General features: G+C 60.6%; 25 protein-coding genes. 8 read left to right on the forward strand and 17 right to left on the reverse strand.

The annotated features are described in order from the left end of the window. From ACMA5I_RS12070 to ACMA5I_RS12080, 3 genes are all read left to right on the forward strand, one after another. On the forward strand, positions 1–547 hold a 547-nt coding region (locus ACMA5I_RS12070), incomplete at its 5' end, for a hypothetical protein (protein ID WP_525886530.1). 188 nt (positions 548–735) lie between these two features. Beyond that, positions 736–1,500, forward strand: a complete 765-nt coding sequence (locus ACMA5I_RS12075; protein WP_525886531.1) for a choice-of-anchor E domain-containing protein — start codon at positions 736–738, stop codon at positions 1,498–1,500. A gap of 501 nt (positions 1,501–2,001) precedes the next feature. Beyond that, a complete protein-coding gene (locus ACMA5I_RS12080) occupies positions 2,002–5,127 on the forward strand; it encodes a calcium-binding protein (protein WP_525886532.1) in 3,126 nt (1,041 codons plus the stop codon). An 87-nt stretch (positions 5,128–5,214) separates the two neighbouring features. Here ACMA5I_RS12080 and hflX read toward each other — a convergent pair whose 3' ends face one another. The 9 genes from hflX to dusB all read right to left on the reverse strand — a co-directional run bounded on the left by hflX (position 5,215) and on the right by dusB (position 16,640). Further along, positions 5,215–6,468 (reverse strand): GTPase HflX, encoded by a 1,254-nt coding sequence (gene hflX, locus ACMA5I_RS12085; RefSeq protein ID WP_525886533.1) that lies wholly within the window; start codon positions 6,466–6,468, stop codon positions 5,215–5,217. A 5-nt stretch (positions 6,469–6,473) separates the two neighbouring features. Next, the gene (gene hfq / locus ACMA5I_RS12090) at positions 6,474–6,710 is read right to left on the reverse strand and encodes an RNA chaperone Hfq (protein WP_525886534.1); all 237 of its coding nucleotides are present in this window, start codon (positions 6,708–6,710) and stop codon (positions 6,474–6,476) included. A gap of 80 nt (positions 6,711–6,790) precedes the next feature. Then, complete coding sequence (locus ACMA5I_RS12095; RefSeq protein ID WP_525886535.1) at positions 6,791–8,257, reverse strand: potassium transporter TrkG; 1,467 nt, start codon at positions 8,255–8,257, stop codon at positions 6,791–6,793. 38 nt (positions 8,258–8,295) lie between these two features. Next, on the reverse strand, positions 8,296–9,672 hold the full coding sequence (trkA, locus tag ACMA5I_RS12100; RefSeq protein WP_525886536.1) for a Trk system potassium transporter TrkA: 1,377 nt from the start codon (positions 9,670–9,672) through the stop codon (positions 8,296–8,298). Continuing rightward, positions 9,669–11,021 carry a nitrogen assimilation response regulator NtrX gene (gene ntrX / locus ACMA5I_RS12105; RefSeq protein ID WP_525886537.1) on the reverse strand — a complete coding sequence of 451 codons (1,353 nt, stop codon included), beginning with the start codon at positions 11,019–11,021 and terminating at the stop codon, positions 9,669–9,671. Before ntrX ends, trkA begins: the two co-directional genes overlap by 4 nt. A gap of 1 nt (position 11,022) precedes the next feature. Further along, positions 11,023–13,233 carry a sensor histidine kinase gene (locus ACMA5I_RS12110; RefSeq protein WP_525886538.1) on the reverse strand — a complete coding sequence of 737 codons (2,211 nt, stop codon included), beginning with the start codon at positions 13,231–13,233 and terminating at the stop codon, positions 11,023–11,025. A gap of 51 nt (positions 13,234–13,284) precedes the next feature. Beyond that, positions 13,285–14,628, reverse strand: coding sequence for a sigma 54-interacting transcriptional regulator (locus ACMA5I_RS12115; protein ID WP_525886539.1), 1,344 nt, complete (start codon positions 14,626–14,628; stop codon positions 13,285–13,287). A 9-nt stretch (positions 14,629–14,637) separates the two neighbouring features. Further along, the gene (locus tag ACMA5I_RS12120; protein WP_525886540.1) at positions 14,638–15,684 is read right to left on the reverse strand and encodes a two-component system sensor histidine kinase NtrB; all 1,047 of its coding nucleotides are present in this window, start codon (positions 15,682–15,684) and stop codon (positions 14,638–14,640) included. Next, on the reverse strand, positions 15,681–16,640 hold the full coding sequence (gene dusB, locus ACMA5I_RS12125) for a tRNA dihydrouridine synthase DusB (protein WP_525886541.1): 960 nt from the start codon (positions 16,638–16,640) through the stop codon (positions 15,681–15,683). Before dusB ends, ACMA5I_RS12120 begins: the two co-directional genes overlap by 4 nt. A 77-nt stretch (positions 16,641–16,717) precedes the next feature. Here dusB and ispD point away from each other — a divergent pair, with 77 nt between their 5' ends. Genes ispD through ACMA5I_RS12145 form a run of 4 tightly spaced genes read left to right on the forward strand, consistent with a single transcriptional unit; the run spans position 16,718 to position 18,802 of the window. Beyond that, entirely contained in the window at positions 16,718–17,365 is a 648-nt protein-coding gene (ispD, locus tag ACMA5I_RS12130) for a 2-C-methyl-D-erythritol 4-phosphate cytidylyltransferase (protein WP_525886542.1), read from the forward strand. Next, a complete protein-coding gene (ispF, locus tag ACMA5I_RS12135; protein ID WP_525886543.1) occupies positions 17,366–17,845 on the forward strand; it encodes a 2-C-methyl-D-erythritol 2,4-cyclodiphosphate synthase in 480 nt (159 codons plus the stop codon). Then, positions 17,842–18,324, forward strand: a complete 483-nt coding sequence (locus ACMA5I_RS12140; protein WP_525886544.1) for a phosphatidylglycerophosphatase A family protein — start codon at positions 17,842–17,844, stop codon at positions 18,322–18,324. The genes ispF and ACMA5I_RS12140 overlap by 4 nt, the downstream gene beginning before the upstream one ends. Further along, positions 18,317–18,802: a CinA family protein gene (locus ACMA5I_RS12145; RefSeq protein ID WP_525886545.1), complete on the forward strand. Its 486-nt coding sequence runs from the start codon at positions 18,317–18,319 to the stop codon at positions 18,800–18,802. The genes ACMA5I_RS12140 and ACMA5I_RS12145 overlap by 8 nt, the downstream gene beginning before the upstream one ends. Here the strand turns inward: ACMA5I_RS12145 and ACMA5I_RS12150 are convergent. Beyond that, a complete protein-coding gene (locus ACMA5I_RS12150) occupies positions 18,793–19,236 on the reverse strand; it encodes a type II toxin-antitoxin system RatA family toxin (protein WP_525886546.1) in 444 nt (147 codons plus the stop codon). The two genes, ACMA5I_RS12145 and ACMA5I_RS12150, sit on opposite strands and share 10 nt — an antisense overlap. A gap of 36 nt (positions 19,237–19,272) precedes the next feature. On the opposite strand from ACMA5I_RS12150, the gene ACMA5I_RS12155 reads away from it, so the two are divergent. After that, positions 19,273–19,446: a hypothetical protein gene (locus ACMA5I_RS12155; RefSeq protein WP_525886547.1), complete on the forward strand. Its 174-nt coding sequence runs from the start codon at positions 19,273–19,275 to the stop codon at positions 19,444–19,446. Here ACMA5I_RS12155 and ACMA5I_RS12160 read toward each other — a convergent pair. From ACMA5I_RS12160 to ACMA5I_RS12190, 7 genes are all read right to left on the reverse strand, one after another. Continuing rightward, positions 19,443–20,351, reverse strand: a complete 909-nt coding sequence (locus ACMA5I_RS12160; protein WP_525886548.1) for a mechanosensitive ion channel family protein — start codon at positions 20,349–20,351, stop codon at positions 19,443–19,445. The two genes, ACMA5I_RS12155 and ACMA5I_RS12160, sit on opposite strands and share 4 nt — an antisense overlap. 4 nt (positions 20,352–20,355) lie before the next feature. Then, a complete protein-coding gene (gene lipA, locus ACMA5I_RS12165; protein ID WP_525886549.1) occupies positions 20,356–21,303 on the reverse strand; it encodes a lipoyl synthase in 948 nt (315 codons plus the stop codon). A 77-nt stretch (positions 21,304–21,380) separates the two neighbouring features. Further along, positions 21,381–22,022, reverse strand: a complete 642-nt coding sequence (locus tag ACMA5I_RS12170; protein WP_525886550.1) for a hypothetical protein — start codon at positions 22,020–22,022, stop codon at positions 21,381–21,383. Between the two features lie 91 nt (positions 22,023–22,113). Continuing rightward, a complete protein-coding gene (locus tag ACMA5I_RS12175; RefSeq protein ID WP_525886551.1) occupies positions 22,114–22,506 on the reverse strand; it encodes a hypothetical protein in 393 nt (130 codons plus the stop codon). A gap of 67 nt (positions 22,507–22,573) precedes the next feature. Next, on the reverse strand, positions 22,574–22,927 hold the full coding sequence (locus ACMA5I_RS12180; protein WP_525886552.1) for a hypothetical protein: 354 nt from the start codon (positions 22,925–22,927) through the stop codon (positions 22,574–22,576). Between the two features lie 267 nt (positions 22,928–23,194). Beyond that, positions 23,195–24,586 carry a dihydrolipoyl dehydrogenase gene (lpdA, locus tag ACMA5I_RS12185; protein ID WP_525886553.1) on the reverse strand — a complete coding sequence of 464 codons (1,392 nt, stop codon included), beginning with the start codon at positions 24,584–24,586 and terminating at the stop codon, positions 23,195–23,197. Next, positions 24,586–25,164: a DUF924 family protein gene (locus ACMA5I_RS12190; protein ID WP_525886554.1), complete on the reverse strand. Its 579-nt coding sequence runs from the start codon at positions 25,162–25,164 to the stop codon at positions 24,586–24,588. The genes lpdA and ACMA5I_RS12190 overlap by 1 nt, the downstream gene beginning before the upstream one ends. Between the last annotated feature and the right edge of the window lie 46 nt (positions 25,165–25,210).

A 25,210-nucleotide genomic window follows, 5' to 3' on the forward strand; every position in this document is an offset into this window, starting at 1 on the left:
GGACAATCTGCTGACCGGCGAAGGCTATCTCGCGGTCTGTATCGATCCCGAGGGCGATCTCTTCACCGTCGAGGACTCGCCGCGTCCCGAGGATGCGCTGGTCTATTGCGTCGATGAGGCGCTGCCGAGCTTCATCACCGATGTGCTCGACCAGAGCCGTCTCGACGAGGCGACCTGGCTGCTCAATCAGGCCGAAGGCCTGCTCGGCAGCACGGTCGACACTGATGGCGATGGCATCGATGAGACGACCCTCGATTTCCAGGATCTCTTCTACGCCACCTGGCAGCTCGTCAACGAAGACACGCTCAAGCCGGGTCAGATGGACACGATCGATGGCTATCCGGGGGCCGGCTACATGGTCGATCTCGCGCTGGCCAATGGCGATGGCTTCGTGCCGGGCGAGGGCGATCTCGTCGGCGTGGTGGTTGCGCCGATGATCGAAAGCAATGGCGACGGGCTCATTGACGAGACCGATGCCAATGTCGGTCAGATCATGCTGATCGGTGTGCCGTGGGATGAGCTCGCACAGGATTGCGTCTGCGGCTGATTGCCACGGGCTTGAGAGAAGGGACGGCCAAGGCGTTGTTTTGCCGTCCCAAACTCCCTCCCTTGGCGTTGATGCAGCGCAAAAATACCTTGGGGCGGATTTCCGCTTATGTTAGTTAAGAAATCGTTGACGCGGCGGCCTGCGATGAGCGCAAGGCCAAGGCGCAACGGGTGAGGAAAGAGGACATCATGTTCAAACAGTTTATCGCAACCGCTGCTGTGATCGCCGCTCTGCCGGCCGCAGCTCTGGCCGCGACCGAAGAGGCGACCCTGGTGGGGGATGCATCGCTCAGCACAACGTCGATCGACGCGCTCGACCGCACGTTTACCTTCAACAAATTCGACGAGCAGGGCGGCGATCGCACCCTGACCGGCGCGACATTTACCTTCGAATTCGACTATTCGGCGCAGCTCCAGATCACCAACACCTCGCGGGTCACGCTGAAGACCGACAAGGCGCAGGACTGGAATTTCGGCCGCACGGTGTACCCGGATTTCGATGCGAAAACCTATGCGACCGGCGAGAGCGTCATCACCGGCTCGGAAGGCGGGGAAGAGACCGCGTTCACCTTCAACAACTATGATGAGCTGGTGATCACCGGCCTCGACCAGATCGGCATCGGCGAAACCGCCAATGCCAGCACGTCCATCGGCGGCACGGCGACCGTGACCTTCGAGATCGATGCGGCGGATCTGGCCAGCTACATTGCCGCGAGCGGCGATGACAGCGTGTCCTTCGACGTGCTGAGCACCGCGGATCTGCAGAACCCGCCGATCCGTTGGGCCGCGGGCGGCACCGCCTCCTATGGCTGGCTGGAATCGGCGCTGGTCTCCGGCTCGGGCACCTACACCTACACCTCGAACGTGGCCCCCGTGCCGCTGCCCGGCGGCCTCGCGCTCCTCGGCCTCGGCATCGCCGGCCTCGGCCTCGCCCGCCGCAAACGCAGCGCGTAAGCGAGACGGCCAAAGGCGCGCGCAAACCGCGCCTTAACCAACACAGAGAGACCGCCCAAGGGCGGTCTTTTCTTTTTTGGTTTTTACTTTCCTTTTCTTCCCAATCACTCCGCGACACAGGAATCGCAAAGGTGATTCGTATTCTGGTTTTTGGACGCCACTCATCACCCTTTATTTTCTGATGTTTGGTCAGACACCCTCGGACATATATAAATTATTACGCGCGATCCATATCCATTTAGTTATAATATCACAGTTTTGCCTAATTTTTCACCATAAATGCTTAATATTCATGCAGGTTTGATACCAGATACCAATTGTGTGGCAGGCAATCCGATCTATACTCAGGTTTATGCGAATAGTGACCATTACATCGGGTAAACGTGGTATGTTAATGATATTTACATCCAGATACTGCGTTTCCATGATTTTTAACAAGTAAATATCGGCGCCACCCCACCCGGCGCCGATACCTAGTATAATATAACAAGGACCCATCTTATGGCGGTAATCAAGGGAGATGGCGGCAACAACGCTGTTGCACCCGGAACGAATAATAACGACGTCATGACCGGCGGCGGCGGCAATGATCAGGTTTGGGGCAATGCCGGTGACGACTATATCGGCGGCGATTATATCGGCACCCATATCCCGACACGCACAGGGGGAGCCGGCTATAGCGTCGCAAATGCGGTGGATTCTCAGCTTGGCTCCGCCGCGACCAGCACCTCAGGCAGTACCACTTCATTCTATACCTTCAGCAACACGACGTCAGGTGCGCAGGCTGTCAATTATGACATCTATTATGTCGAACCGGATGGCACAATCACCTGGATGACACAGGTCATCGCTGGTGCGACACGCAGCATCGCGGTCCGGTCTGCCGAAGGCAATTTCATCGCTGTGGACACCAGTTCCGGCGAGATCCATCATCATTTTTCCGCCACCGCAAGCTCATCGACCCCGCTGGACGCGGTTGTTAGCGGCGATGACAATCTTGCAGGCTATGCCGGAAACGATACCATTTTCGGCAATGAAGGCGATGATACGATTTATGGCGAGCGCTTTCAGGCGAATGACAATACCCTTACGGGTGACGACTATCTCGACGGCGGCGAAGGCAACGACACCATCTATGGCGGCGGCGGCAACGACAAGATCGGCGGCGGCACGGGTGATGACACAATTTACGGCGAGAACGGCGCAGACAACATTGTCGGTGGGGCAGGGCAGGACACCATCTTCGGCGGTGCCGGCAATGACACGATCCGCGGCGATGGCTACATAATCATCGACCGCAATGCCACCGCCGGCACCTATAGCAAGGTTTTCGGAACAGGTCTCTCCGCCGCCAACTCTCAGAGCAACACGAACACCGTCACATATAATTTCACCCATCAGGCGTCGGGCGGGTTTGAAGTCTATTATGTTGAACCAAACGGCGATCTTCGTTTTCTGGCGAGCGTCACGACGGGCAACGTCACCACGCTTCAGCTACCAGCAGATACGACCTTCGCCATTGTCAAAGACAACGCCATTGTCGGGCTGATTGACCGCAGTGAAACAGGCACAGGCGGCACATTCAACATCGCCAATTATGCCGATCCCGAGTTTGGATCCACCGCACCGGGCGCCGCCGCCGATATCATTGATGGCGGCGCGGGCAATGACACGATCTATTCCGAAGGCGGCGATGATCGCGTCGACGGTGGCACCGGGGCAGATTTTATACATACCAGCACGGGCAATGACACGGTCATTGGCGGGGAGGGGGCTGACACGATCCAGACAGGCACGGGCGATGATATCATCTATGGCGAGTCCGAAAGTGGCGCGCCGGTCGCGGGCAGCAGCTTCAACGATCACATCACCGCCGGCGAGGGCAATGACACCGTCTATGGCCAGCAGGGCGATGATGCGATTTCGGGCGGCACCGGGGCGGACCAGCTTTATGGCGGGGAGGGTGCGGACACCATCATCGGTGGCGGTGATGCGGATTATATGGAAGGCGGCACCGGCGATGATGTAATGATCGGCGACGGACTCGGTCTCGTTCCCTTGCGCACGACGGCCAGCCAGACCGTCGCAAACTTTATCGGCAGCGACGCAGGGTCTGCGACCGCCTTCACCGGCCCGTCGAACGGTGCGGGGAAAACCGCCGTCACCTTCACCAACAACAACACCGGCGGCCAGGGCATCACGGTGTATTACATTGAGCCGGATGGCACACTTCAAACCGCATCCATGGGTGTCCCGCTCAACCAGTCCCGCACCTTCTATTTTCCGGATAATTCCAATGTGCTGCTTGCCGAGAGCGGCACCGGGCGCGTGCTCGGCTATTACGAAAATGTCGAGGATCAGGGCAGCATCACGCTAACCACCGGTAATGACGACGCGCTGCAATTCGCGCCGCCGGGCGGTGCTGACGAGATGTATGGCGGTGATGGCGACGACATGATGATGGGCCGCGATGGCAATGATCTCATCTATGGCGACGCCGGCGCGGACACGATCGACGGCGGCGCGGCAGATGATACCATTTATGGCGGCGCGGATGACGACACCGTGCGCGGTGGCACGGGTGCGGACACCATCGAGGGCAATGCCGGCCAGGACACGCTGCTCGGGGAAGCGGGAACCGATACGATCTCCGGCGGGGCCGGGGACGACATCATTGATGGCGGGGAAGGGGCTGACACCGTTTCCGGCGGAAGCGGCAATGACGACATCACCGTCGGCGGCGGCGACATCGCCTCGGGCAATGACGACCGGGATGCGTTCATCATAGACCGCGACCAGCTCGCGCCCGGTGACAGCATCACCATTGACGGCGGCACCGGCTCGACCGCCGCGGGCGATGTGGATGATTATGACAGCATTGATCTGTCGGGGCTTACCATCACCGATTACAGCCTGACACGGGATGCCGACGGCAATTCATGGTCCGGTATCGTCAATGTCAGCGATGGCACCAACAGCTACAGGCTGGATATAGTCGAGATTGAGGAGCCGATCTGCTTCACGCCCGGTGTGCTGATCGAGACGGATCAGGGGCCGCGCGCGGTGGAAACGCTTCAGATCGGTGATCTGGTGCTGACCAAGGATCACGGGCTGAAACCTGTGCGCTGGATCGGGCGCAATCGCCTGAGCGCGACCATGCTTGACGAGAACGAAAACTACCGGCCGATCCGCATCCGTGCCGGGGCGCTCGCACCGGGCTATCCGGCGGCGGATCTGATCGTGTCGCCGCAGCATCGCATCCTGATCCGCTCACGCATCGCGGCACGGATGTTCGGCGCGGATGAAGTGCTGGTGGCGGCCAAACAGCTTTTGCAGATCGACGGCGTCGAGCAAGTCAACCACAGCGATGGCGTTGACTATATTCACTTCCTGCTCGACCAGCACGAGATCGTTTACGCCAACGGCGCGGAAAGCGAGTCGCTCTATACCGGCCCGCAAGCGCTCAAATCCGTCGGCGCCGAGGCCCGCGCGGAAATCCTGTCGCTGTTCCCGGAACTCAGGGATATCGACTACCGCGCCATCTCTGCGCGCCAACTGCCATCCGGCAAACTCGCCCGCAAACTCGTCACGCGCCATCAGCGCAACAGCAAGCCGCTGGTGATGTGAAACGCGCGGAAACTCTCCCTTGGAACCTCAGGGGAGAGCTACCTCCATTATTCCAATAATCAGTATTATGTAAATTAAGGAGATGGATCAGGACGACAGTTTCTCGAATTGTGCCTTGTCCTTCTCGGTCCACGACACGTTGAGAACGCTGCGCTCGCCGTCGTGGCGCTCGTCGGTCACGAGATGATGCGCGTAAAGCCAGGCGCGTTTCGCACCTTCAGTCGGCCCGAGTTTCAGCTCATCCTCACTGCGCACGCCCATCAGTTGCTCTTCCATCGCCTCGACCAGCGTATCGAGACCGGCGCCCGTGGACGCGGAAATCGCGACGACATTCTCGTCACGCTCGGCCACCGCTTCGTGGGCTTGCCGCGCGGCGTCGTCCAGAAGATCGATTTTGTTCCAGACTTCGAGCATCGGCCGCGTCTCATCGACGCCAAGCGCGGTCAGGATCGCCTCGACATCCGCCTTTTGCTCCTCGGTCTCGGGATGCGCCACGTCGCGGACATGGAGGATGAGATCAGCGTCGAGCACTTCCTCCAGCGTCGCGCGGAACGCGGCGACAAGCTGTGTAGGCAGATCGGAAATGAAACCCACCGTGTCCGACATGATCACTTTACGGCCATTTTCGAGCTCAATCGCGCGCATCGTCGGGTCCAGCGTGGCAAAGAGCATGTCCTTGGCCAGCACATCCGCACCGGAGAGACGGTTGAACAGGCTCGATTTGCCCGCGTTGGTATAGCCAACCAGCGCGACAATCGGAAATGGTACTTTTTTCCGGGCCTTACGGTGAAGTGTGCGAGTTCGCACGACCTTCTCAAGCTGGCGTTTCAGCCGCGTGATCTGCTCGTCCAGCGCACGCCGGTCGGCCTCGATCTGGGTCTCACCAGGGCCGCCCATGAAGCCGACACCGCCTCGCTGGCGCTCAAGGTGGGTCCAACTGCGCACAAGGCGCGATTTTTGGTAACTCAGATGCGCAAGCTGCACCTGCAATACACCCTCACGGGTGGCCGCTCGGTCGCCGAAAATCTCCAAAATCAGCCCCGTCCGGTCGAGAACCTTCACCTTCCATTCACGCTCCAGATTGCGCTGCTGGATCGGCGACAGCGGCCCGTCCACGATCACGAGGCCGATCTCGTCAGCTTCGATTTTCTCGTGAATTTCCGCGAGCTTGCCGGTGCCAATTAAAGTCGCTGCACGAATAGAGTTAAGGGTGACAACCTCCGCGCCCATGATCTCCAGATCCAGCGCGTCGGCCAGCGCAACAGCCTCGTCGAGCGCGTTTTCAGGCGCCCGGCGGGTGTCGCGGTCGTTAAAATGCGGGTGTAGGACGAGTGTGCGCAAGCGGCTTAGCTATCCCCGTCGCCTTCGTAAAGCTGCACAGGCTGCGACGGCATAATCGTCGAAATGGCATGTTTATAGACAAGCTGGCTCTGGCCATCACGGCGCAAGAGCACGCAAAAATTGTCAAACCAAGTGATAACGCCTTGAAGTTTCACGCCATTTACCAAGAACACCGTCACCGGAATCTTGGCTTTGCGGGTTGCGTTAAGGAAAGCGTCCTGGAGGTTCTGTTTATCAGCCATTTTGTGCCTTTTTGTCGCGCCTCTGACGGGCCGTTACGTTATTGACATCATAATAATCAGGAATGTCGGAATTTAAAGGGTCAACGCCAAGACATTGGGTTGAGAAGTGCGATCAATGCAAGAGATTCGACCCGTCCCATCACCATCGCGATGGCAAGAACGGCTTTTACCTCACTGGAAAGATAGCCGTAATCGGTAACGTCGGTGCCCATGGCGGGCACCAGTTGGCCCGTGGTGGCGAGCGCCGCGATGGCATGGGCGATGGCCTCGACGAAACCGAGCCCGAGGAGGGTTAACACCAGCATCAGGCTGGCGAGCGTCACCAGAAAGAGCATCAGGAAAATCCAGCTAAGATAGGCGCCCTGCCGGCGCATCTGCCGGTGCCCCCTGCCCTCGGACGGCACGGAATGCGGCTCGGCGAGGATCTGCACTTCGCGCAGCCCATGGCGGTAAAGCCCGTAGACTCGCAGCAATTTGATGCCGCCCGCCGTGGTCGCGATCCCGCCGCCGATCACCGAAACGCCCATAAAAATCAAGCCAGTCGTCTCAAGGCCGGACCAGTCCCGCGCAGCCATCCAGTCCGCGCTGACAAAGCCGGTGGTGGTCACGAAGGACAGCACCGTGAAGAACGTCCCCCAGACCGCGCTGGCCATTGCGCCGATATTTTCCTGATCGGCGAAATCGAAACTGGCAAGCCAATGGCGCATGAAGAGGAGTAAGGTCAACGAGCAGACCGCGATGGCCGCGAGGATCAGTTCAGGATCGTTAATGCCGCGATCGCTTTTGATGCGTGTTTGCGGGCGGTAAACGCGATGTGTCAGCGCAAAGATGAAGAAAAACATCACGATGACTTCGCCAACGCGGCCAGAAAGGCCGTTTTCGAGCCCGCCCACAGGAGACGCGCCGGTGGTGGAAATCACCGACATGCCGTGGCAGAGCGCGATCAGTGGCCCCTCCCCGGCGAGGATCAGCAGCAGTGTTAACGTTAATGTGCCGCCGGTATAGATCGGGACGATGATCGGCACGTAGCGCGACCACAAAGTTTCGCCCGCCGAAATCGTTTGGGTAAAAAAGGATTCCGATCCCGGCGCGCCCTTTTGCAAGAGTTCGAACCCGCCGAGATTGAGCGGCTCGAAGATCACGAAGGCGGCGAGAACGATCAGCAGTCCGCCGGACCATCCCGCAAAAGCGCGCCAGAGATGCAGCGTCGCGGAGAGGTCCACCGCCTGCTCGAATTGCGTCGCCCCGGTGGTGGTAAAACAGGAGACCATTTCGAAATAAGCGCCAAAAAATCCGAGACTTGGGACGAGGTGCGCCACCGGTGCGGCCATCATGAGCGGGAGCAGCGCATAGGCCGCAATCAGCGTGATAAGATCGCTCCGCACCTGACTTTGCCGCTTGCGCTGCGGGCCAATCGCGAGGCCGATGGCGTAGCTGCCGAGCCAGAAAATCAGCCCATGGTAGAAGAAGGTCCGCGCCGTTTCCCAATCCTGGTAAACCGCCGCGTTGAGCATGGGCAGCACCATGCCCGCGGAGGTCAGCAGCATCAGGTTCACCGCAAGCGGGAAGCGCCGGACCACCATCATCAGAAAAAGTCGATCCCGACCTGGAACAGCGCCTCGACCTGAGCGATGTCTTCTTTCATGCAGAACACGGCGAGAATGTCGCCCACCTCGATCCGGGTGGAGCCGCGCGGCATGACCAGTTGCTCGCCCTTGAGGATCCCGCCGACGAGCGCGCCTTCGGGAAAATTCACCTCAGACAAGGACTTACCGGCGATTTCGGACGTGGCGAGAACCTGCGCCTCGAAGATCTCCGCCTCGCCATCGCCGATGGAATAGACCTGCCGCACCTTGCCGTGACGAATGTGCCGCAGGATCGAGGACACCGTCACCGCACGAGGGTTAATGGTCGCGTCAATCCCGAGATGGGGCACCAGTTCCTGCATGGACGGATCGTTCACCAAGGCGATCACCATCGGGCACCCAAACGCCTTCGCGCGCGCACAGGACAGCAGGTTCGTTTTGTCGTCATCCGTCACGGCAATAAAGCTGTCCGCGCGGCGAATATTGGCCTCTTCGAGAATGTCGCGGTCGAGCCCGTCGCCATTCAGCACAATCGAGCGCTCCAGAATATCCGCCGCCGCCTCTGCCGTGCGCCGATCTCGCTCGATAACCTTAACGCGGGTGCGCGGTGTGCCATTTTCCAGCTTAATCGCGATCTCGCGACCCACGGCCCCTGCCCCGACGAGGATCGAGCGATCACCGCGGCGCTGCGTTTTGCCGAAAATTTCCAGCGTGCGGTCCACATCGCGGGAATCGACCATGAGGTAAAGCGAGTCGCCGGTATAGATCTGGTCCGACGGCTCCGGCGCGAACAAACGCCCGTCGCGGCGCACGCCAACGACGACCGAGCGCAGCGTTGAGAAGAGTTCCGTCAATTGATTCAGGGGCGTATTAGAAACTGCTGCCCCTTCATCCACCACGATCCCGAGCATCTGGGATTTGCCCTCAAGAAAGGTTTCGGAGTCAAAAGCCGCAGGAATTTTCAGCCGGTCAATTGCCGCCTCGGCGACCTCCTTTTCCGGCGAAATCACCACGTCAATCGGCAGGTGATCGCGGCGATAAAGGTCGGAATAAATCACGTCGAGATAGGAGCGCCCACGCAGACGCGCGATCTTGCGCGGCACGCCGAAGACCGAATGGGCGACCTGACAGGTGACCATATTCACCTCGTCGGACTGCGTCGCGGCGATGATCATGTCCGCGTCGGATGCGCCGGCCTTATCAAGCACATCCGGGTAGCTTGCGAAACCAATTACGCCTTGCACATCAAGGGTTTCCGTCGCGCGGCGCACAAGCGCACCATTATTGTCGATCACGGTGACGTTGTTGCGCTCCTGCGACAAATGCCGCGCAATCTGCGAGCCGACCTGACCCGCGCCGCAGATAATCACCCTCATGAATCATCCTTTTTCTTGCTCGCAACGCCGAGGCTTTTGAGCTTGCGGTGCAGGGCCGAGCGCTCCATGCCGACGAAGCTTGCCGTGCGGGAGACATTGCCGCCATAACGGTTAATCTGCGCGATGAGATAGTCGCGTTCGAAGAGCTCGCGCGCCTCGCGGAGCGGCAGACCAATGAAATGCGGCGCAAGGCCGGTTTCGACCTCGCCGCCCGTCGCATCGCCCGCCAGCTCTTCGGCAGAAATTTCGCCGTTTTCTCCGCCCATTATGAGCGCACGTTCAAGTGTGTTGCGAAGCTGGCGGATATTGCCCGGCCAGTTCATGCTTTGCAGCATCACAATGGCCTCTTCGCTCAAGGATTTTCGCGCAAGCCCTTGGGTTTTAATGATCTCTTCCATGAAATGCTCGGCGAGCAGTGGAATGTCCTCGCGCCGCTGCTCCAGCGACGGCACAGCAATCGGGACCACGTTCAGCCGGTGATACAGTTCTTCCCGGAAACGCCCTTCGGTAATTTCCGTTTTCAAATCGCGGGTTGTGGCCGAAATCACCCGTGCGTCCACGCGAACAGTCTCCGAGCCGCCGGGCCGGGTGAAACTCTGATCCACCAGAACGCGCAGCAGTTTCGACTGCGTCATCAACGGCATATCGGCGACTTCATCTAGGAAAAGAATGCCGCCATGCGCCTGTTCTAAAAGACCTTTTTCGCCGCCCGTCCCGAACAGCACATCCTCCATCCGCTCCGGCGAAATTGTAGCGGAGTTGACCGACACAAACGGCTCCTCCGCCCGGTCGCTCTGCGTATGGATATAGCGCGCCGCGATCTCTTTACCCGCGCCAGACGGCCCTGTGAGCATGATCCGCCCATTGCCACGCGTCACCTTATCGAGCTGCGATTTCAACGACTTGAAGGACGAACTTTCACCGATCATCTCGGTCCTCGTGACCTCGCCGCGCCGCAGTTTCGCGTTCTCCCGCCGCAACCCGCTCGTCTCCAGCGCTCTGGTAATAACCACCATCAACTGGTCGATATTGAACGGTTTTTCGATGAAGTCATAAGCGCCCTGCTTGATCGCCGCGACCGCAATTTCGATATTGCCATGCCCCGAAATGATCACAACCGGCACGTCCGGGTTGTTTTGCTTGCAGTTTTTCAGGATGTCGATTCCATCCATCCGGCTGTCTTTGAGCCAGATATCAAGGATAATCAGATCCGGCGCTTCGGCATTCATCTGCTCGATATAGCTGTCCGCATCCCATCCGAGGCGCACCTCATGCCCCTCATCCTGCAAGATGTCCGCGATCAGGTCGCGAATGTCCTTTTCGTCGTCAATGACCAGAATGTCGCTCATACTACTCGCCTCTTTCCTCCACGGGATATACCGGCAACACGATACGCGCCAGTGCTCCCTGATGGGCGCTGCCTTCAAATTCCGGCGCGTCCATCAAATCGAGCTCACCCCCATGTTCTTCTATGATTTTCTTGACGATGGGCAGGCCGAGGCCCGTCCCACTCGCCCGTGTCGTCACATAGGGCTCGAACAGCCGGGCGCGGTCCTCCGGAAGGCCGATCCCGTTATCACTGATCGCGATAATTGCGCTTTGCCCCTCGGTCTGCAAGCTCACGATCACCCGCGGCGCGTAATCGGCATCCGGATGCTCCTCGCGATAGCTTTGCGTCGCCTCGACGGCGTTTTTTGTCAGGTTTGTCAGCGCTTGGCCAATCATTGTCTCGTCGAGATGGGCGGTCACGATGTGCTCCGGCAGCGCGAGGTCAATCTGCACGTCGCCCTCCCGCTGAAGCGCCACCGTGTCGCGCAGCACCTTGCCGAGATCTACATCCCGCCGCTGCGGCTCGGGCATCCGCGCGAATTTCGAGAACTCATCAACAATCCGGCGCAAGTCATTGGTTTGACGCACGATAACGTCCGAATACTGCTCCAGCGCGTCGCGATCCTCATCGCCGAGCATCTTGCCGAATTTCCGCTTCACCCGCTCCGCCGAAAGCTGGATCGGGGTGAGCGGGTTCTTGATTTCATGGGCAATCCGGCGCGCCACATCACCCCAGGCGGCCATGCGCTGCGCGGCGACGAGATCGGTCACGTCGTCGAATGTCATCACATAGCCCTCAATCGCGCCATCATCGCGATAGCGTCGCGCGAGGCGGGTCAGCAGCGTCTCGCCACCCCCGCTTTGCAGCCGGATTTCCGCTTGAACAGAATTGCCTTTCTTCTCGGAAAGCTTGTCAAAAAGCGGGGCGAACTCCGGGACGACTTCGGCAATCTGCGCGCCTTCCAGCCCGTCGCGATCCAGCATCCGCAGCGCGGACCGGTTCGACAGCTCCACACGGCCCTCCGCATCCAAACCGATGACGCCCGCAGACACACCTGACAGCACAGAGTCGAAAAGCCGCCGCCGCATTTCCGTCTCATCATGAGCGGTGACGAGCGCGTCCCGCTGGTTTTTCACCTGCCGTGTCATGCGGTTAAACATGCGTCCTAACAACGCGATCTCGTCATCGCCCTGCTCTTCAGGCACTTTGGCGTCGAAATCCCCGGCCCCGACCCGCTGCGCCGCGCCCGCAAGCCGACCGACTGGCCCTGCGATCCGCTCCGCCAGCACCAGCGCGAGCCAGACCGAGGCGAGGATCACCACCAGCGCAAAGCCCAGATAAATCAGGCCAAATTCGAAAAAGAGCCGCCCGCGCTCGCGCTCCAGCTCGTTATAGAGGGAGATGGAATCCTTGGTCTCATCGAGCAGGTTCAGGATCTCGCCATCGACCGTGCGCGCGATATAAAGATAGCTGTCCGGCCAGCCCGCCAGTTTCACAAGTGCGCGGAACTCATTGTTATCCCAGTCTTCTATGATCGCGACCCGGCCTGCATTCGCCGCCTCAAAAGCCTCCGGCGACGGCGCATCAAAGTTGAAAAGATAGCTGCGCTCGCCTCGCGCCGTGATCTCGCCCGCGCCGTCGATCACAAACGCCTCTTTCAGCCCGCGCTGCATCTGCGCCTGCCCTTGGCTCAGATACTCACGCAGCTGACCACCCGAGAGCAGCGGATCGCGCCGTTTCCGCTCCTGAAGAAACGCGGCCAGAATGTTGATATCGTCGGACAAATCGACCCGGTGTTCATCCTCATAAGCGGTCGCCGCGGCGAGCGATGTGCCGACCACATTTTTAACCCGGTCGGAAAACCAACCCTCCAGCCCGAGATTGAGCGTCAGCGTGGCAAAAATCGCGAGCAGCACCGTGGGGATCAGCGCCACCATGGCAAACACGGTGACGAGCCGCGTGTGAAGACGTGAACCCGCCGAATGCGCGCGCCGCTGCGCTACGATCTGCACGATCCGCCGCGCGACAAGCGCCGCAACAACAAGTACATAGGCCATATCGAGCAGCAACACGCCGCGCAGCGCAAAGCTGATCGACGCCTCGTCGCCGCGCGCCAGCAGCGTGATCGTGAGCAGCGCCAGCAGCGGGCCGACCGCGAAGAGCACAAGCGTCAGCCGCCCGCGCCAAGGGCTCTCACGCCACCAGCGCCGCAGCGCAAGCTGCATGGTCATGATCGGTGTCTGTGGCAAATCTGCTGCTCGCTGTTGCTCTTTGGCGGCAGGTTACATCATCTTCCGGCTGCGAGTCACGGCTATGTCGTAATTCGTGATCTTCTTTCGCAGCGTATTTCGGTTGAGGCCCAGCAGTTCCGCCGTGCGGATCTGATTCCCGCCGGTCGCATCCAGTGAAAGCTCTATAAGAGGTTGCTCCAACTCGCTGAGAATACGGTGATAAAGGCCGGCCGGCGGCAGCGCTTCGCCATGCAGCGCGAAATAGCGCCGCAGATGCGCCTCGATCGCGCCGCGCAGCGAACCGTTGTCGCGCGACGGCATGGCGGGGGCATCGTCCAGCGCCTCGGCAACCATCGCTTCCGTCACCTCGTTGCCGCCCGCCAGCGCACTCAGCCGGACCACAAGATTTTGTAATTCCCGCAAATTTCCGGGCCAGCTATAAGCCCGCAGCCGGTCAAGCGCCTCATTGCTGAACCCGCCGCTCTCACTCGGCGCGGATTGCAGGAAATGGCGCACAAGATCGGGGATGTCGTCGAGCCGTTCGCGCAGCGGCGGCAGGTCGATCGGCATCACATTGAGGCGGTGAAACACATCCTCGCGGAACACTTTTTCGGCCACCTTCTTGCGCAGGTTCCTCTGGGTCGAGGCAAGGATGCGCGGGCTGTTCTCCGCCGTCAAAATCGCGAGAAGCCGCCCTTGAAGCGCCATCGGCAAGTCCCCGATTTCATCCAAAAAAAGCGTCCCGCCGCGCGCCCTTTCCAGCGCGCCGTTCGGCCCGAACAGCGCTTCGCCCAAACTCTCGGCATCCGCGGCGGCGAGGTTTACGGTGATGAAGGGCGCCGAGCCGCTATCCCCGTAATCATGCAGCGTTTTCGCGACCAGCCCCTTGCCCGTCCCGGACTCGCCCGAAATCAGCACCGGCATATCGAGCTGCATCGTCCGCGCCATCAGCTTGTAGAGCTTTTGCATCGCGTCCGACCGCCCAATGAGTGGCAGATTATCCGGCTGCGTATTCGGCACGGTCTTGGCCGGACGGCGATCCAGCGCGCGCTTCACATGACCGATAAGCGCCCGCAAATCAAAGGGTTTCGGGAGATACTCAAAGGCCCCCTGCTCTTCCGCACGGATCGCGGTCACGATCGTGTTCTGCGCGCTCATCACGATGATCGGCAGATCCGGCCGCGCGGTTTTCAGATCGCCAAGCCGCTCCAGCATGTCGCCATCGGGCATCAGCACATCGGTGATCACCACATCGCCCTCGCCCTCCTCGGCCCAACGAAGCAGCGTCGTGATCGTCGCCGTCGCGCGCACCTTGCAGCCCGCCCGCGTCAGCGCCTGCGTCAGCACCGTGCGAATGGTGCGGTCGTCATCGGCAATGAGGATCGTTCCGTCCATCTCTCCCCCTTAACGCCCCGTCCAGACCGGCAGCAGCACGCGAAACGCCGTCGCGCCCGGTTTGGTCTCCGCCTCGATCCGCCCGCCATGATCGGACACCAATTTGGAGACGAGACTGAGCCCGAGCCCGCTCCCCGCCTGTTTGGTTGTGATAAACGGATCGAACATCGTGCTCATCACCTCATCGGGGATCATCGGCCCGTCATCGAGCACTGAAATCTCCAGCGGCACGGCCTGGCTGGAGCCGTCGCGCATCACCCGCATCCCTGTTCGATAGGCGGTCTTGAGCGTGATCGTCCCGCCCGGCTCCATCGCCTCGGCGGCGTTTTTGATCAGGTTTTGAAGGATTTGCAGAAGCTGGTCACTATGGCTCCGCGCCTCGGGCAACGACGGATCGTAATCAAGCACAAAGCGACAATGTTTGGCAAAACCCGCCTCGGCCATCATCTTGGCGCGGTCCAGCACGTCGTGGATATTGACCGGCTCCATCTCCACCGCGACGCCGCCCGCGAAACTCTCCATCCGGTCCACGAGACGGCCAATCCGCCCGGCCTCCTGCTCGATGAGATTGGCCAGCCCCGCATCATCCTCAGGCAGCCCCATTTCCAGAAGCTGCGCCGCGCCGATAATGCCGGCCAGCGGGTTGCGGATCTCATGGGCCAGCATCGCCGCCATGCCCGAGACCGACCGCGCGGCGCTGGCCTGCGCCCGCCCCTGATCGGTCTGCTCCACCATGCCGCGCGGATGCACCAGCAACAGAACCGCGCCGTCGTTCATCGGCGAAAGGTGATAGCGCGCTTCGCCGCAAATATGCTCACCCCAACTGGCCGATTCGAGATGAAGCGTCATCTGTTGGCCGTCCGCCGCATTGATCAGCGCATGGGAAAGCTTGCTATCCGCCCCTAAATGCACCTCGGCGCGGCGCTTTTTCATCATCTTTTCGGACATGGAAAAGAAGGCTTCGGACTCGTCATTCGCCATGACGATCTGCCCACGCCCATCCACGATGACCGCCGGGTAAGGGATCGCGCTCCACGCCTCTTCGCCCCAAGTCATGCCGCCATCTCCAACGGGTTGCGAATGAGGGCGAGCACCTCTTTCGGATCTTCAGAGCGCAAGAGTTTTGCGCGGGTTAGCGGCTGATCTTCAAAATACCACCCAAGATGCTTGCGCGCGGTGCGCAGGCCCAGTTCCCGCCCGTAAAATGTCAAAATCGCCTCGTAATGCTCGGAAATCACGTCGTCTTTTTCGTCAGCGGTCAGCGATGTGATGGGCCGCCCCGCAAGATCGTCCGCTATCTGCTTCAAAAGCCACGGTGTTCCCTGCGCACCGCGTCCGATCATCACCGCATCGGCACCCGAAGCATCCAGCGCCGCCCGCGCGTCGTGACTGCTGCAAATATCGCCATTCGCGACCAATGGTACCGTGATCGCCTCGCGCACACGCCGGATCGCAGCCCAGTCGGCTATGCCCTTGTAAAACTGACAGCGCGTCCGCCCGTGCACGGTGATCATCTGCACGCCCGCCGCCTCCGCGCGCCGCGCAATCTCCGGCGCATTCAACATGTGGTCGTCCCAGCCGAGCCGCATTTTCAGCGTCACCGGGACGCTTACCGCCTTTACGGTCGCCTCAATGAGCGACAGCGCATGGTCAGGATCGCGCATCAGGGCCGAACCGGACAACCCGTTCGTGACCTTCCGCGCCGGACATCCCATATTGATATCAATGATTTCCGCGCCATTGCTCTCACAAAGCCGCGCCGCCTCGCCCATCCAGTAAGCCTCGCGTCCGGCAAGCTGCACCGCCGTCGCCACCTCGCCAAAGCCAAGCTCCGCCTTCGCCGCGCTGGTCGCATTGCCCTGCACAATCTCGCGGCTGGCCACCATTTCGGACACCACCAGCCCCGCCCCAAATCGCGACACGAGTCGGCGGTAAGGTAAATCAGTGATCCCCGCCATGGGGGCGAGGAAAACGGGATCTCTATGACCTATTTTTGACCAAATTTCGGACAATGCTTAACCTTTGTGCAATCACTCTCTTTTAACGCTTTCAAATTGCGATGACTAGAGGGTTGCGGCAAAAGGTCACCATGAGTTTTGACGCCATGATTGTTGCCGCTGGGCGCGGCACCCGCGCCGGAGATGGGCTGCCCAAACAATACCGTCCGCTTGGCGGTGTCCCCGTGCTGACCCACGCGGCGCAGCACCTGCTGGCCCATCCGGGTTTGAACCGGCTCGTCATCGTGATCCACGCAGAGGATCAGGCGCGTTTCGATGCGCTCGGCTTGCGCGATCCGCGCCTTGCGCCGCCGGTCATTGGTGGGGCAAGCCGTAGCGCCTCCGTCCGTGCCGGTCTCGCAGCGCTTTCGGGCGATCAGCCGATTCTCGTCCACGATGCCGCCCGCCCATTCCTGCCGCCCGAGGTAATCGACCGGCTTCTCATCGCGCTTGACAACGCGGAGGCCGCGATCCCCGTGTTGCCTGTCGTCGATGCCCTCTGGCGCGGCGGCAAGATTGCTGAACGCCCGGAGCCGCGCGATGCCCTCTGGCGCGCGCAAACACCCCAAGCGTTTCACGCAAAGACCCTGCGCCAAGCTCATGAAAAGGCGGGCGAAGCGGCGGATGATGCGGCCCTTGTGCACCAAATGGGCGGCAAAATTGCCCTCGTCACAGGCGATGAACGGCTCTATAAATTGACCTATCCCGCAGATTTTGCCCGCGCCGAGAAGGAGTTGTGAATGGATATTCGCGTTGGAAACGGCTTTGACGTCCACGCCTTCACGGATGGCGACCACGTGGTGCTCTGCGGCGTGAAAATCCCGCATAGCCAAGCGCTTAAAGGCCATTCTGATGCGGATGTCGGGATGCACGCCATCACTGACGCGATTTTCGGCGCACTGGCCGAAGGCGATATCGGCCAATGGTTTCCGCCGTCCGAGCCCGAATGGAAGGGCGCGGCCTCGCATATTTTCCTCGAAAAAGCCGTGGAGCGAAGCGCGGCGCGCGGCTTCACCATCACGCATCTCGATTGCACGCTGATCTGCGAGCGCCCGAAGATCGGCCCGCATGCTTCCGATATGAAACGCAAAATCGCGGAAATCACCCGGCTTGATGAGGACCGTGTGAGCGTCAAAGCCACCACCTCGGAAAAACTCGGCTTCACCGGCCGCGAAGAAGGCATCGCCGCCATCGCCACCGCAACTTTGGTGGCCGCATGAGACAGATCGCGACCCTTTTCGGCATCGGCCATCTCAAGCCCGCGCCGGGCACATGGGGCTCCGCCGCCTCGCTGATCCTCGGCCTGATCGCGCATCTCATCGGCGGCTTCCCCCTTCTCGCCCTGCTGACCCTCGCCGCAACCCTGCTCGGGTTCTGGTCCGTGGCGCAGATCGTCGGCGCAGGCCATGACGATCCGTCGGAAATCGTGATCGACGAAATGGCCGGCCAACTCCTCGCCCTCTGGCCCCTCTCCTTCGGTCTCTGGCACGCGGGTTTCGACACAAGCGTCATCATCTCCGCCTGGCCCGGCTGGGTCGGCGCGTTCCTACTGTTCCGCCTCTTCGACATCTGGAAACCCTTCCCCGTCAGCCGTGCCGACAATCTTCCCGGCGCGCTCGGCGTGATGCTGGACGACCTCGTCGCGGGCGGGATCGCCGCTCTCATCATCGCAATCGGAGCCCGTCTCGCCCATGGTTGACGCCGCCGCCATCCTCGATCTTTGCCGCAAACAGCACTGGAAAATCGTGACGGCGGAAAGCTGCACGGGCGGCCTGATCGCGGCGCGGCTCACCGATATCCCCGGCTCCTCCGACGTGCTCGACAGCGGGATCGTCACCTATAGCTATGAATCAAAAGCAGAACTTTTAGGCGTCTCCAGCGTCACCCTTGGCCAGCATGGCGCGGTGAGCGGCGAAGTCGTCGGCGAAATGGCCCGCGGCGCGCTCCTTCGCCGCCCCGAAGCCGCGCTCTCCATCGCCGTCTCCGGCGTCGCCGGACCGGGCGCTTCCGAGAGCAAGCCCGAGGGCCTCGTCTGGTTCGCCCTCGCCCTGCGCGGCAAGAAACCCACGGTGGTAAAAAAGGAATTCGGCGCGCTTGGCCGGGCGGCCGTTCGGGAAAAATCCGTCGATTTTGCGCTGCGGCTCATCGAACTCGCCGCCAAAAGCCATCAGCCGTAAAGCTCCTTCGCCCGCGTCTCGAAGGCCCTTACGATCCGCTGCATCGCCTCGCCGAAGACGACTCCAATAACGCCCGCCAAGATCCGGTTTTTGAACTCGAAATCGACCGAGAAATCGACATTGCAGCCGCCCTCGGCCGGCGCGAAATCCCAATGGCTGATGAGATATTTGAACGGCCCATCGAGATATTCCGTGTCGATCCGCTTCTGCTCGGGCTTGAGCGTCACCCGGCTGCCAAATTTCTCGCGGAACACCTTGAAGGCAATGACAAGATCCGCCTCGATCACCTCACCCTCGTCGAGCGGTTTACGGTCGCGAATTCGTGCGCCGGCACACCAGGGCAGAAACTCGGGGTAGGATTTGACATCCGCGACCAGATCATAAAGCTGGTCCGGCGTGTAAGGCATAAAACGGGTTTCAGCGTGCTGTGGCATGGGCCATGTCATACAAGACCCACAAGCGAGGGCAAGATGCATTGGCTGTTTCGGATGCGAAGATGGATCGACAATCCGCCGAGCGCGCGGCATGTGCGCTTCGTGTTGATTGTCATCGCCATCGCTGCCGTGATTGTCGCGATTGAGTATTTCGGGTTCTGGCCGGACTCGCTCACGGCGGAGCGCCAGCCGCGGACGCCGCGGCTTTAAGCCTCGTCCTCAATAGCCTGTTTCGGCAGCGGAATCGGACTGTCCTCACGGAAGGTCAGCGTGGTGTAGGGGAATGGAATTTCGATCTCCGCATCATCGAGCGCGCGTTTGATCGCGGCAACCACCTTGTCACGGCTGGAGCGGATGTCGATAGGACGCGAGCCCGTCCACCACGCCACTTCAAAGTCGATGGATGAGGCCCCGAATTCCTTGGCAAAAACCTGCACGTCCCGCACATCGTCGCGGACCATATCGACGGTTTTCACCGCTTCGTAAATGATCCCGCGCGCCTGATCGACATCCTCGGAATAGGCCACGCCGACCGTGATCGTCACCCGCCGCGTGTCGCGATCCGTGCGCACGATCACCGGGTTTTGAAAGAGATGCGCATTCGGCACAACAACCAACTGGCCATCCGTCTGGCGCACCCGCGTGTCGCGAATGGTGATTTCCTCGATATCGCCCTCAATATCGTCGGTCGCGATGAAGTCGCCGAGGCGGAAAGGTTCACGGATCAGAATAAGGATCCCCGCAAGGAAATTCTCGAACACATCCTTGAACGCAAAGCCGATGGCGACCGAACCAAGACCGAGCGCCGTCAGGGCCTTCGCGGGCGTGATCGACGGAAACACCACGGTCATGGCGATCAAAATTCCGGCGAACCAGATCGCCGTGCTGGCGATCATGCTCAGCACCTCGATGAGCGAACGGCGCAGGCGGGCGCGCTTTCCAACGCGGGAGATCACGAAACCGACGATGGCCACGAGGATCCAGATCAAGAGCAGAACGATCAGCGCGCCGAAGAGACGCGGCAGCGATTCCAGAAAGCCGTTCCAATAGGTGAGCATCTGGCTCACGGCGACCTCGGGGACCACCCCGTCGACGGTATCTTGCAACTCTTCCATGGGGTTAGCTGCCGAGCTGCGCCTCGCGGGCGGCGCGCAGACGCGCGAAATCATCCCCCGCATGGTAGGATGACCGGGTCAGCGGCGTCGCCGAAACCATCAAAAAGCCCTTGCCCCAAGCTGCTTTTTCGTAGCCGTTAAATTCTTCCGGCGTCACGAATTTTGCGACCGCGTGGTGCTTCGGCGTCGGCTGGAGATATTGCCCGATGGTCAGGAAATCGACATCCGCGGCGCGCATATCGTCCATCACCTGATGCACCTCGGCGCGCTCTTCGCCAAGGCCGACCATGATGCCCGATTTGGTAAACATCGACGGGTCCAGCTCTTTCACCCGCTGCAAGAGACGCAGCGAATGGAAATAACGCGCGCCAGGCCGCACTTCGGTATAGAGCGCGGGCACGGTTTCGAGGTTGTGGTTGAACACGTCGGGGCGCGCTTCCACCACCTGTTCAAGCACTTCGGGCGCACATTTCAAGAAGTCCGGCGTTAGGATCTCGATGGTTGTGTTCGGCGATTTACGGCGCACGGCCCGGATGGTCATGGCGAAATGCTCCGCCCCGCCATCTTCGAGATCGTCCCGGTCCACCGAGGTGATCACCACATGCTGGAGGCCCAGCTTTTCCACCGCATGGGCCACCCGGCCCGGCTCAAACACATCGAGCGCATCCGGGCGCCCGGTCGAGACGTTGCAGAAGGTGCAGCCGCGCGTGCAGACCTCGCCCATGATCATCATGGTGGCGTGGCCCTGGCTCCAACATTCGCCCACATTCGGACAGCCCGCCTCTTCGCAGACGGTCACGAGATTATGCTCCCGCATAATGTCGCGCGTCTCGAAATATCCCTTGGAGGTCGGGGCCTTGACGCGGATCCAGTCCGGTTTCTTCGGCTGGGCATTATCGGCGCGGTGCGCTTTTTCCGGGTGGCGATGCGGGCGGGCGCTCTTCTCGGTCATGGGCGGTCCTTTTCTTTCCAATGAGATATAGACCGCCCAGACCCTGTTGTCACCCACTCAACCGCTGAAAAGCGGGCTCAGCGGAAGAAGTATCCAAAGAGGCCCGCAAGCCCACTCTGGCGACGCTGAACGCGCGAGTGATAGTCGAAAGCCATCGCGCGGCGTTCTTCGCGCTCACGCTCGCGGGTCTCACGCGCCTCGTCTCGGGCAGAGCGCGTCTCCTGCGCCTCATCTGCGGATTTGGTGTCCTGCGTGTCCTTCGCCGTCGCGGCCGCATCAATCTCACGGAGCTTGGCCTCAACCGTGTTGGGCGCTTCGGGCGTCGTGGACGCAGTTGACGCAGCTTCAGCACTTTCCTCAACAGAAACCGATGGTTTCGCCGCCGCCGCTGCTATCTCTTCAGCCGCATTTGGCGTTGCCACGGCGCTGTTAAAGAGACCAAGCGCCGCCGAGCCATTGCCAAGCTGGGTTTGCGTTTCGCTCTCGCGCGCTGCTGTCACCGACTGCACAGCCGCGCCGCCGCTTTCCTCTGGCTTCGCCGCCGCGCCGGTGGCCCAGCTTAGCTCTTCTTCGGGCTTGTCCTGACGCCCTTCAAGCTCATCTGCACGTTGACGCGCCAGTTCGGCCAAGCGGCCATGCACCCGCGCCTGCAACGTCTCTGTCAGCGTCCCGCCCGTATTGAACAGCGGAAGGATTGCATCATCGTAATTCGAAGACATCTCTCACCTCATAGTTGTGATTTCAACAATGACAAGGATGCGCCTTCACGCTTCACAAAACCTTAACGCGTTCATCTTTCGTAAAATAGAGTTAACGCTCGGGCGTCTCCGCAGAAGGCGCAGGCGTGTCCGCGACCTCAATCTCTTCGGTTTCGGCCTCGACCGGCGTGTCGGCTTTCACTTCAACAGCTTCGGGCGCCTCCGGCTTGGCTTTCTCCGCATCGGAAAAGGACGCCACGAGATTGCCGCGCCCGCGATCATCGCTTTTCGCGACCACCGTCGCCTCGTTAACGATCAGCCCCAATGTGCCCGGAGACACCGCACGATGCGCCGCGAGCTCCGGGTTTTTCCCTGCCGCTTCCGCGCTTTGCCGCGCCCGCTCCGCGATGCGCTCAATGGCGCGCGCCCGCAGGATGTGATCGAGACTGCCCCCACCGGAATGGTGCAGGGAGTCGGCTATGCTTTGTATGTGTTCATTTGACATGACACCCTCCATTACCCACGGAGGCTACCATGCGCGCATTCCGCTAACGTCTTGTAAAAAATGACGGTTAACGACAGGGCTTTGTTGAATTTTTTTCGGCTGTGGCGTCGAGCGCGGCAAATTCACCGGCCTGACGCAGAAAGACGCGATAGTCCTGCCGCAGATTTGGCAAGATCTGGCGGCGGTCCCGCAGGTTCATCGCGCCGATGACACCGCTCGCGCTTGCCGCATAGATCGCGGTGGCCCGCAGGCTTTGCGGGGCCCAGATCGTCAGCAATCCAAGCGCCGTGCTACTGGCGAGAAGGCCGAGGCCGGTTTGCGCATAGCCCCAGCCCGGCAACCCGCGAAAGAGCGCCATACCCGGCGCGGCGCTGGCCAGCTGGATCTTGAGCGCGGCGGTGAAGGCGGGCGATCTTTTCACGCGCCGCCCGCGCATACTCAGCGCGTCCGGAAAGACATGCGCGTGCGGCCCGATCCATAATTTCACGCTCAAGACCTCCGGTTTCGCCGGGTCGAGAAACAAAATGATCCGCCTCGCGCCCAGAGACACCTCCGTGCGCCGCAACTCTGCTGACCCGTTCATGACCCACCTTATTCACCCGGGCGCCACCCTCGCCCAAAGGCGTAAAGGAGCCATGAAAAAAGGCGCAGCCGAAGCCGCGCCTTTCGCATCATCGTTAATGGCGCTTTAGATGTGGATCGCGCGCCCGTAAGCGGCCAGCACCGATTCATGCATCGACTCGGAGATCGTCGGATGCGGGAAGACGCTGTGCATCAGCTCTTCCTCGGTCGTCTCCAGCGTGCGGCCGATCACGTAACCCTGAATCATCTCGGTCACTTCGGAGCCGACCATGTGCGCGCCGAGCAGCTCGCCGGTATTCGCGTCAAAGACGGTTTTCACCATGCCGTTCGAGTCGCCCATGGCGATCGCCTTGCCGTTGCCGATGAAGGGGAAAGAGCCAACCTTAACCTTGTAACCCGCCTCTTTCGCCTTCTCCTCGGTCAGGCCAACGGAGGCGACCTGTGGGTGGCAATAGGTACAGCCCGGAATCGCGCCCGGCTTGATCGGGTGGACCTCTTTGCCGGAGATCATCTCGGCCACCATCACGCCCTCATGGCTCGCCTTATGCGCCAGCCACGGCGCGCCCGCGATATCGCCAATCGCCCAGACACCGTCGACGCCGGTGCGGCAATATTCATCGGTGACGACATGGGTTTTCTCGACCTTGATGCCGTTCTCTTCGAGGCCAAGGTTCTCGACATTGCCGACGATCCCGACAGCGGAAATCACCGTATCCACCTCAAGTTTCTCGGTTTTATCGCCCTTCTTGATATGGGCGATCACCTTGTCGCTCTGGCGGTCGAGCTTCTCGACAGTCGCACCGGCCATGATCTTCATGCCCTGCTTTTCGAACTGTTTCTGCGCGACGGCGGCCACATCCTTGTCCTCCACCGGCAAGACGCGGTCCGCCACTTCCACCACAGTCGTTTCCGCGCCCATGGTGTTGTAGAAGCTGGCAAATTCGATGCCGATAGCACCCGAGCCGATCACCAGCAACTTCTTGGGCATATGCGGCGGGTTGAGCGCGGCTTTATAGGTCCAGACGCGCTTGCCATCGGCCTCCAGTCCCGGCAATTCGCGGGCCCGCGCGCCAGTGGCGAGGATGATGTTCTTCGCCTTCACCTCTTCGCTGCCCTTGTCGGTCTTGACGGAAATCTTGCCCTTCCCGGCGAGCTTCCCCTCCCCCATGATGACAGTCACTTTGTTCTTCTTGAGAAGGCCCTTCACGCCCGCCGAAAGCTGACCCGCAACCTGACGCGAGCGCTTCACCACATCTTCGAGCTTGAAGCCCGGTTTGACTGGCTCCAGACCGAAATTCTTGGCGTCTTCCATCAGATGGTAAACCTCCGCCGAACGCAGCAGCGCCTTGGTCGGAATACAGCCCCAGTTGAGACAGATCCCGCCCAAATGTTCCCGCTCGATCACGGCCACTTTCTGGCCAAGCTGCGCGGCGCGGATCGCCGCCACATAACCGCCCGGACCGGACCCGATCACCACCGTTTCAAATTCCTGCGCCATCACGCTTCCTCCTTATATTGCTTGAGGAATTCCCCATAGCCGTTGGATTTCAAATATTCTTTCTCGCCTTCGGTCGACTCGCGGCCAAGCGCGGCATTGCGCGCCGGGAACCGCCCGAACGCCTCGATCACCGCGCGGTGCGCCTTGGCGTGGGCGAGATTGTCCGCGCCGGTTTCGGGCAGCCGCTCCGCCATCAGATCAATGCAGCGATCCTGCCCGGCAAGGGTCGGCTCATGCATGAAGGGCAGATAGAAAAACTGGCGCTCGGGCTCGGCGATGTTCATGTCATGCCCGGCGGCAATCGCCTTACCGGCCACCTCCCGCGCCTTGGCATCCGTGGCGAAGCTGTCGCCTTGCCCCCGAAACATATTGCGCGGAAACTGATCGAGCAAAATGCAAAGCGCCAGCGCGCCTTCCGGGGTCTCCAGCCAGTCGTCATGCTGACCGTCCCGCGCCTCTTCCCAAACGCTTTGAAACTTGTCGCGGATCTCGGCGTCAAACGCCTCATCCTGCGCATACCACATTTTCGGACCGGCCTGATCTATCCAGAAATCAAGAACTTCTTGGGCTGTCTTCACATGCGGCTCCTTTCGCTCCCGCCATTCTTTGACGGAAGCGCAGGCG

The sequence above is a fragment of the Jujubicoccus corallicola genome (assembly GCF_047345645.1).
Classification (GTDB): Bacteria; Pseudomonadota; Alphaproteobacteria; order Rhodobacterales; family Rhodobacteraceae; genus JBLEFH01.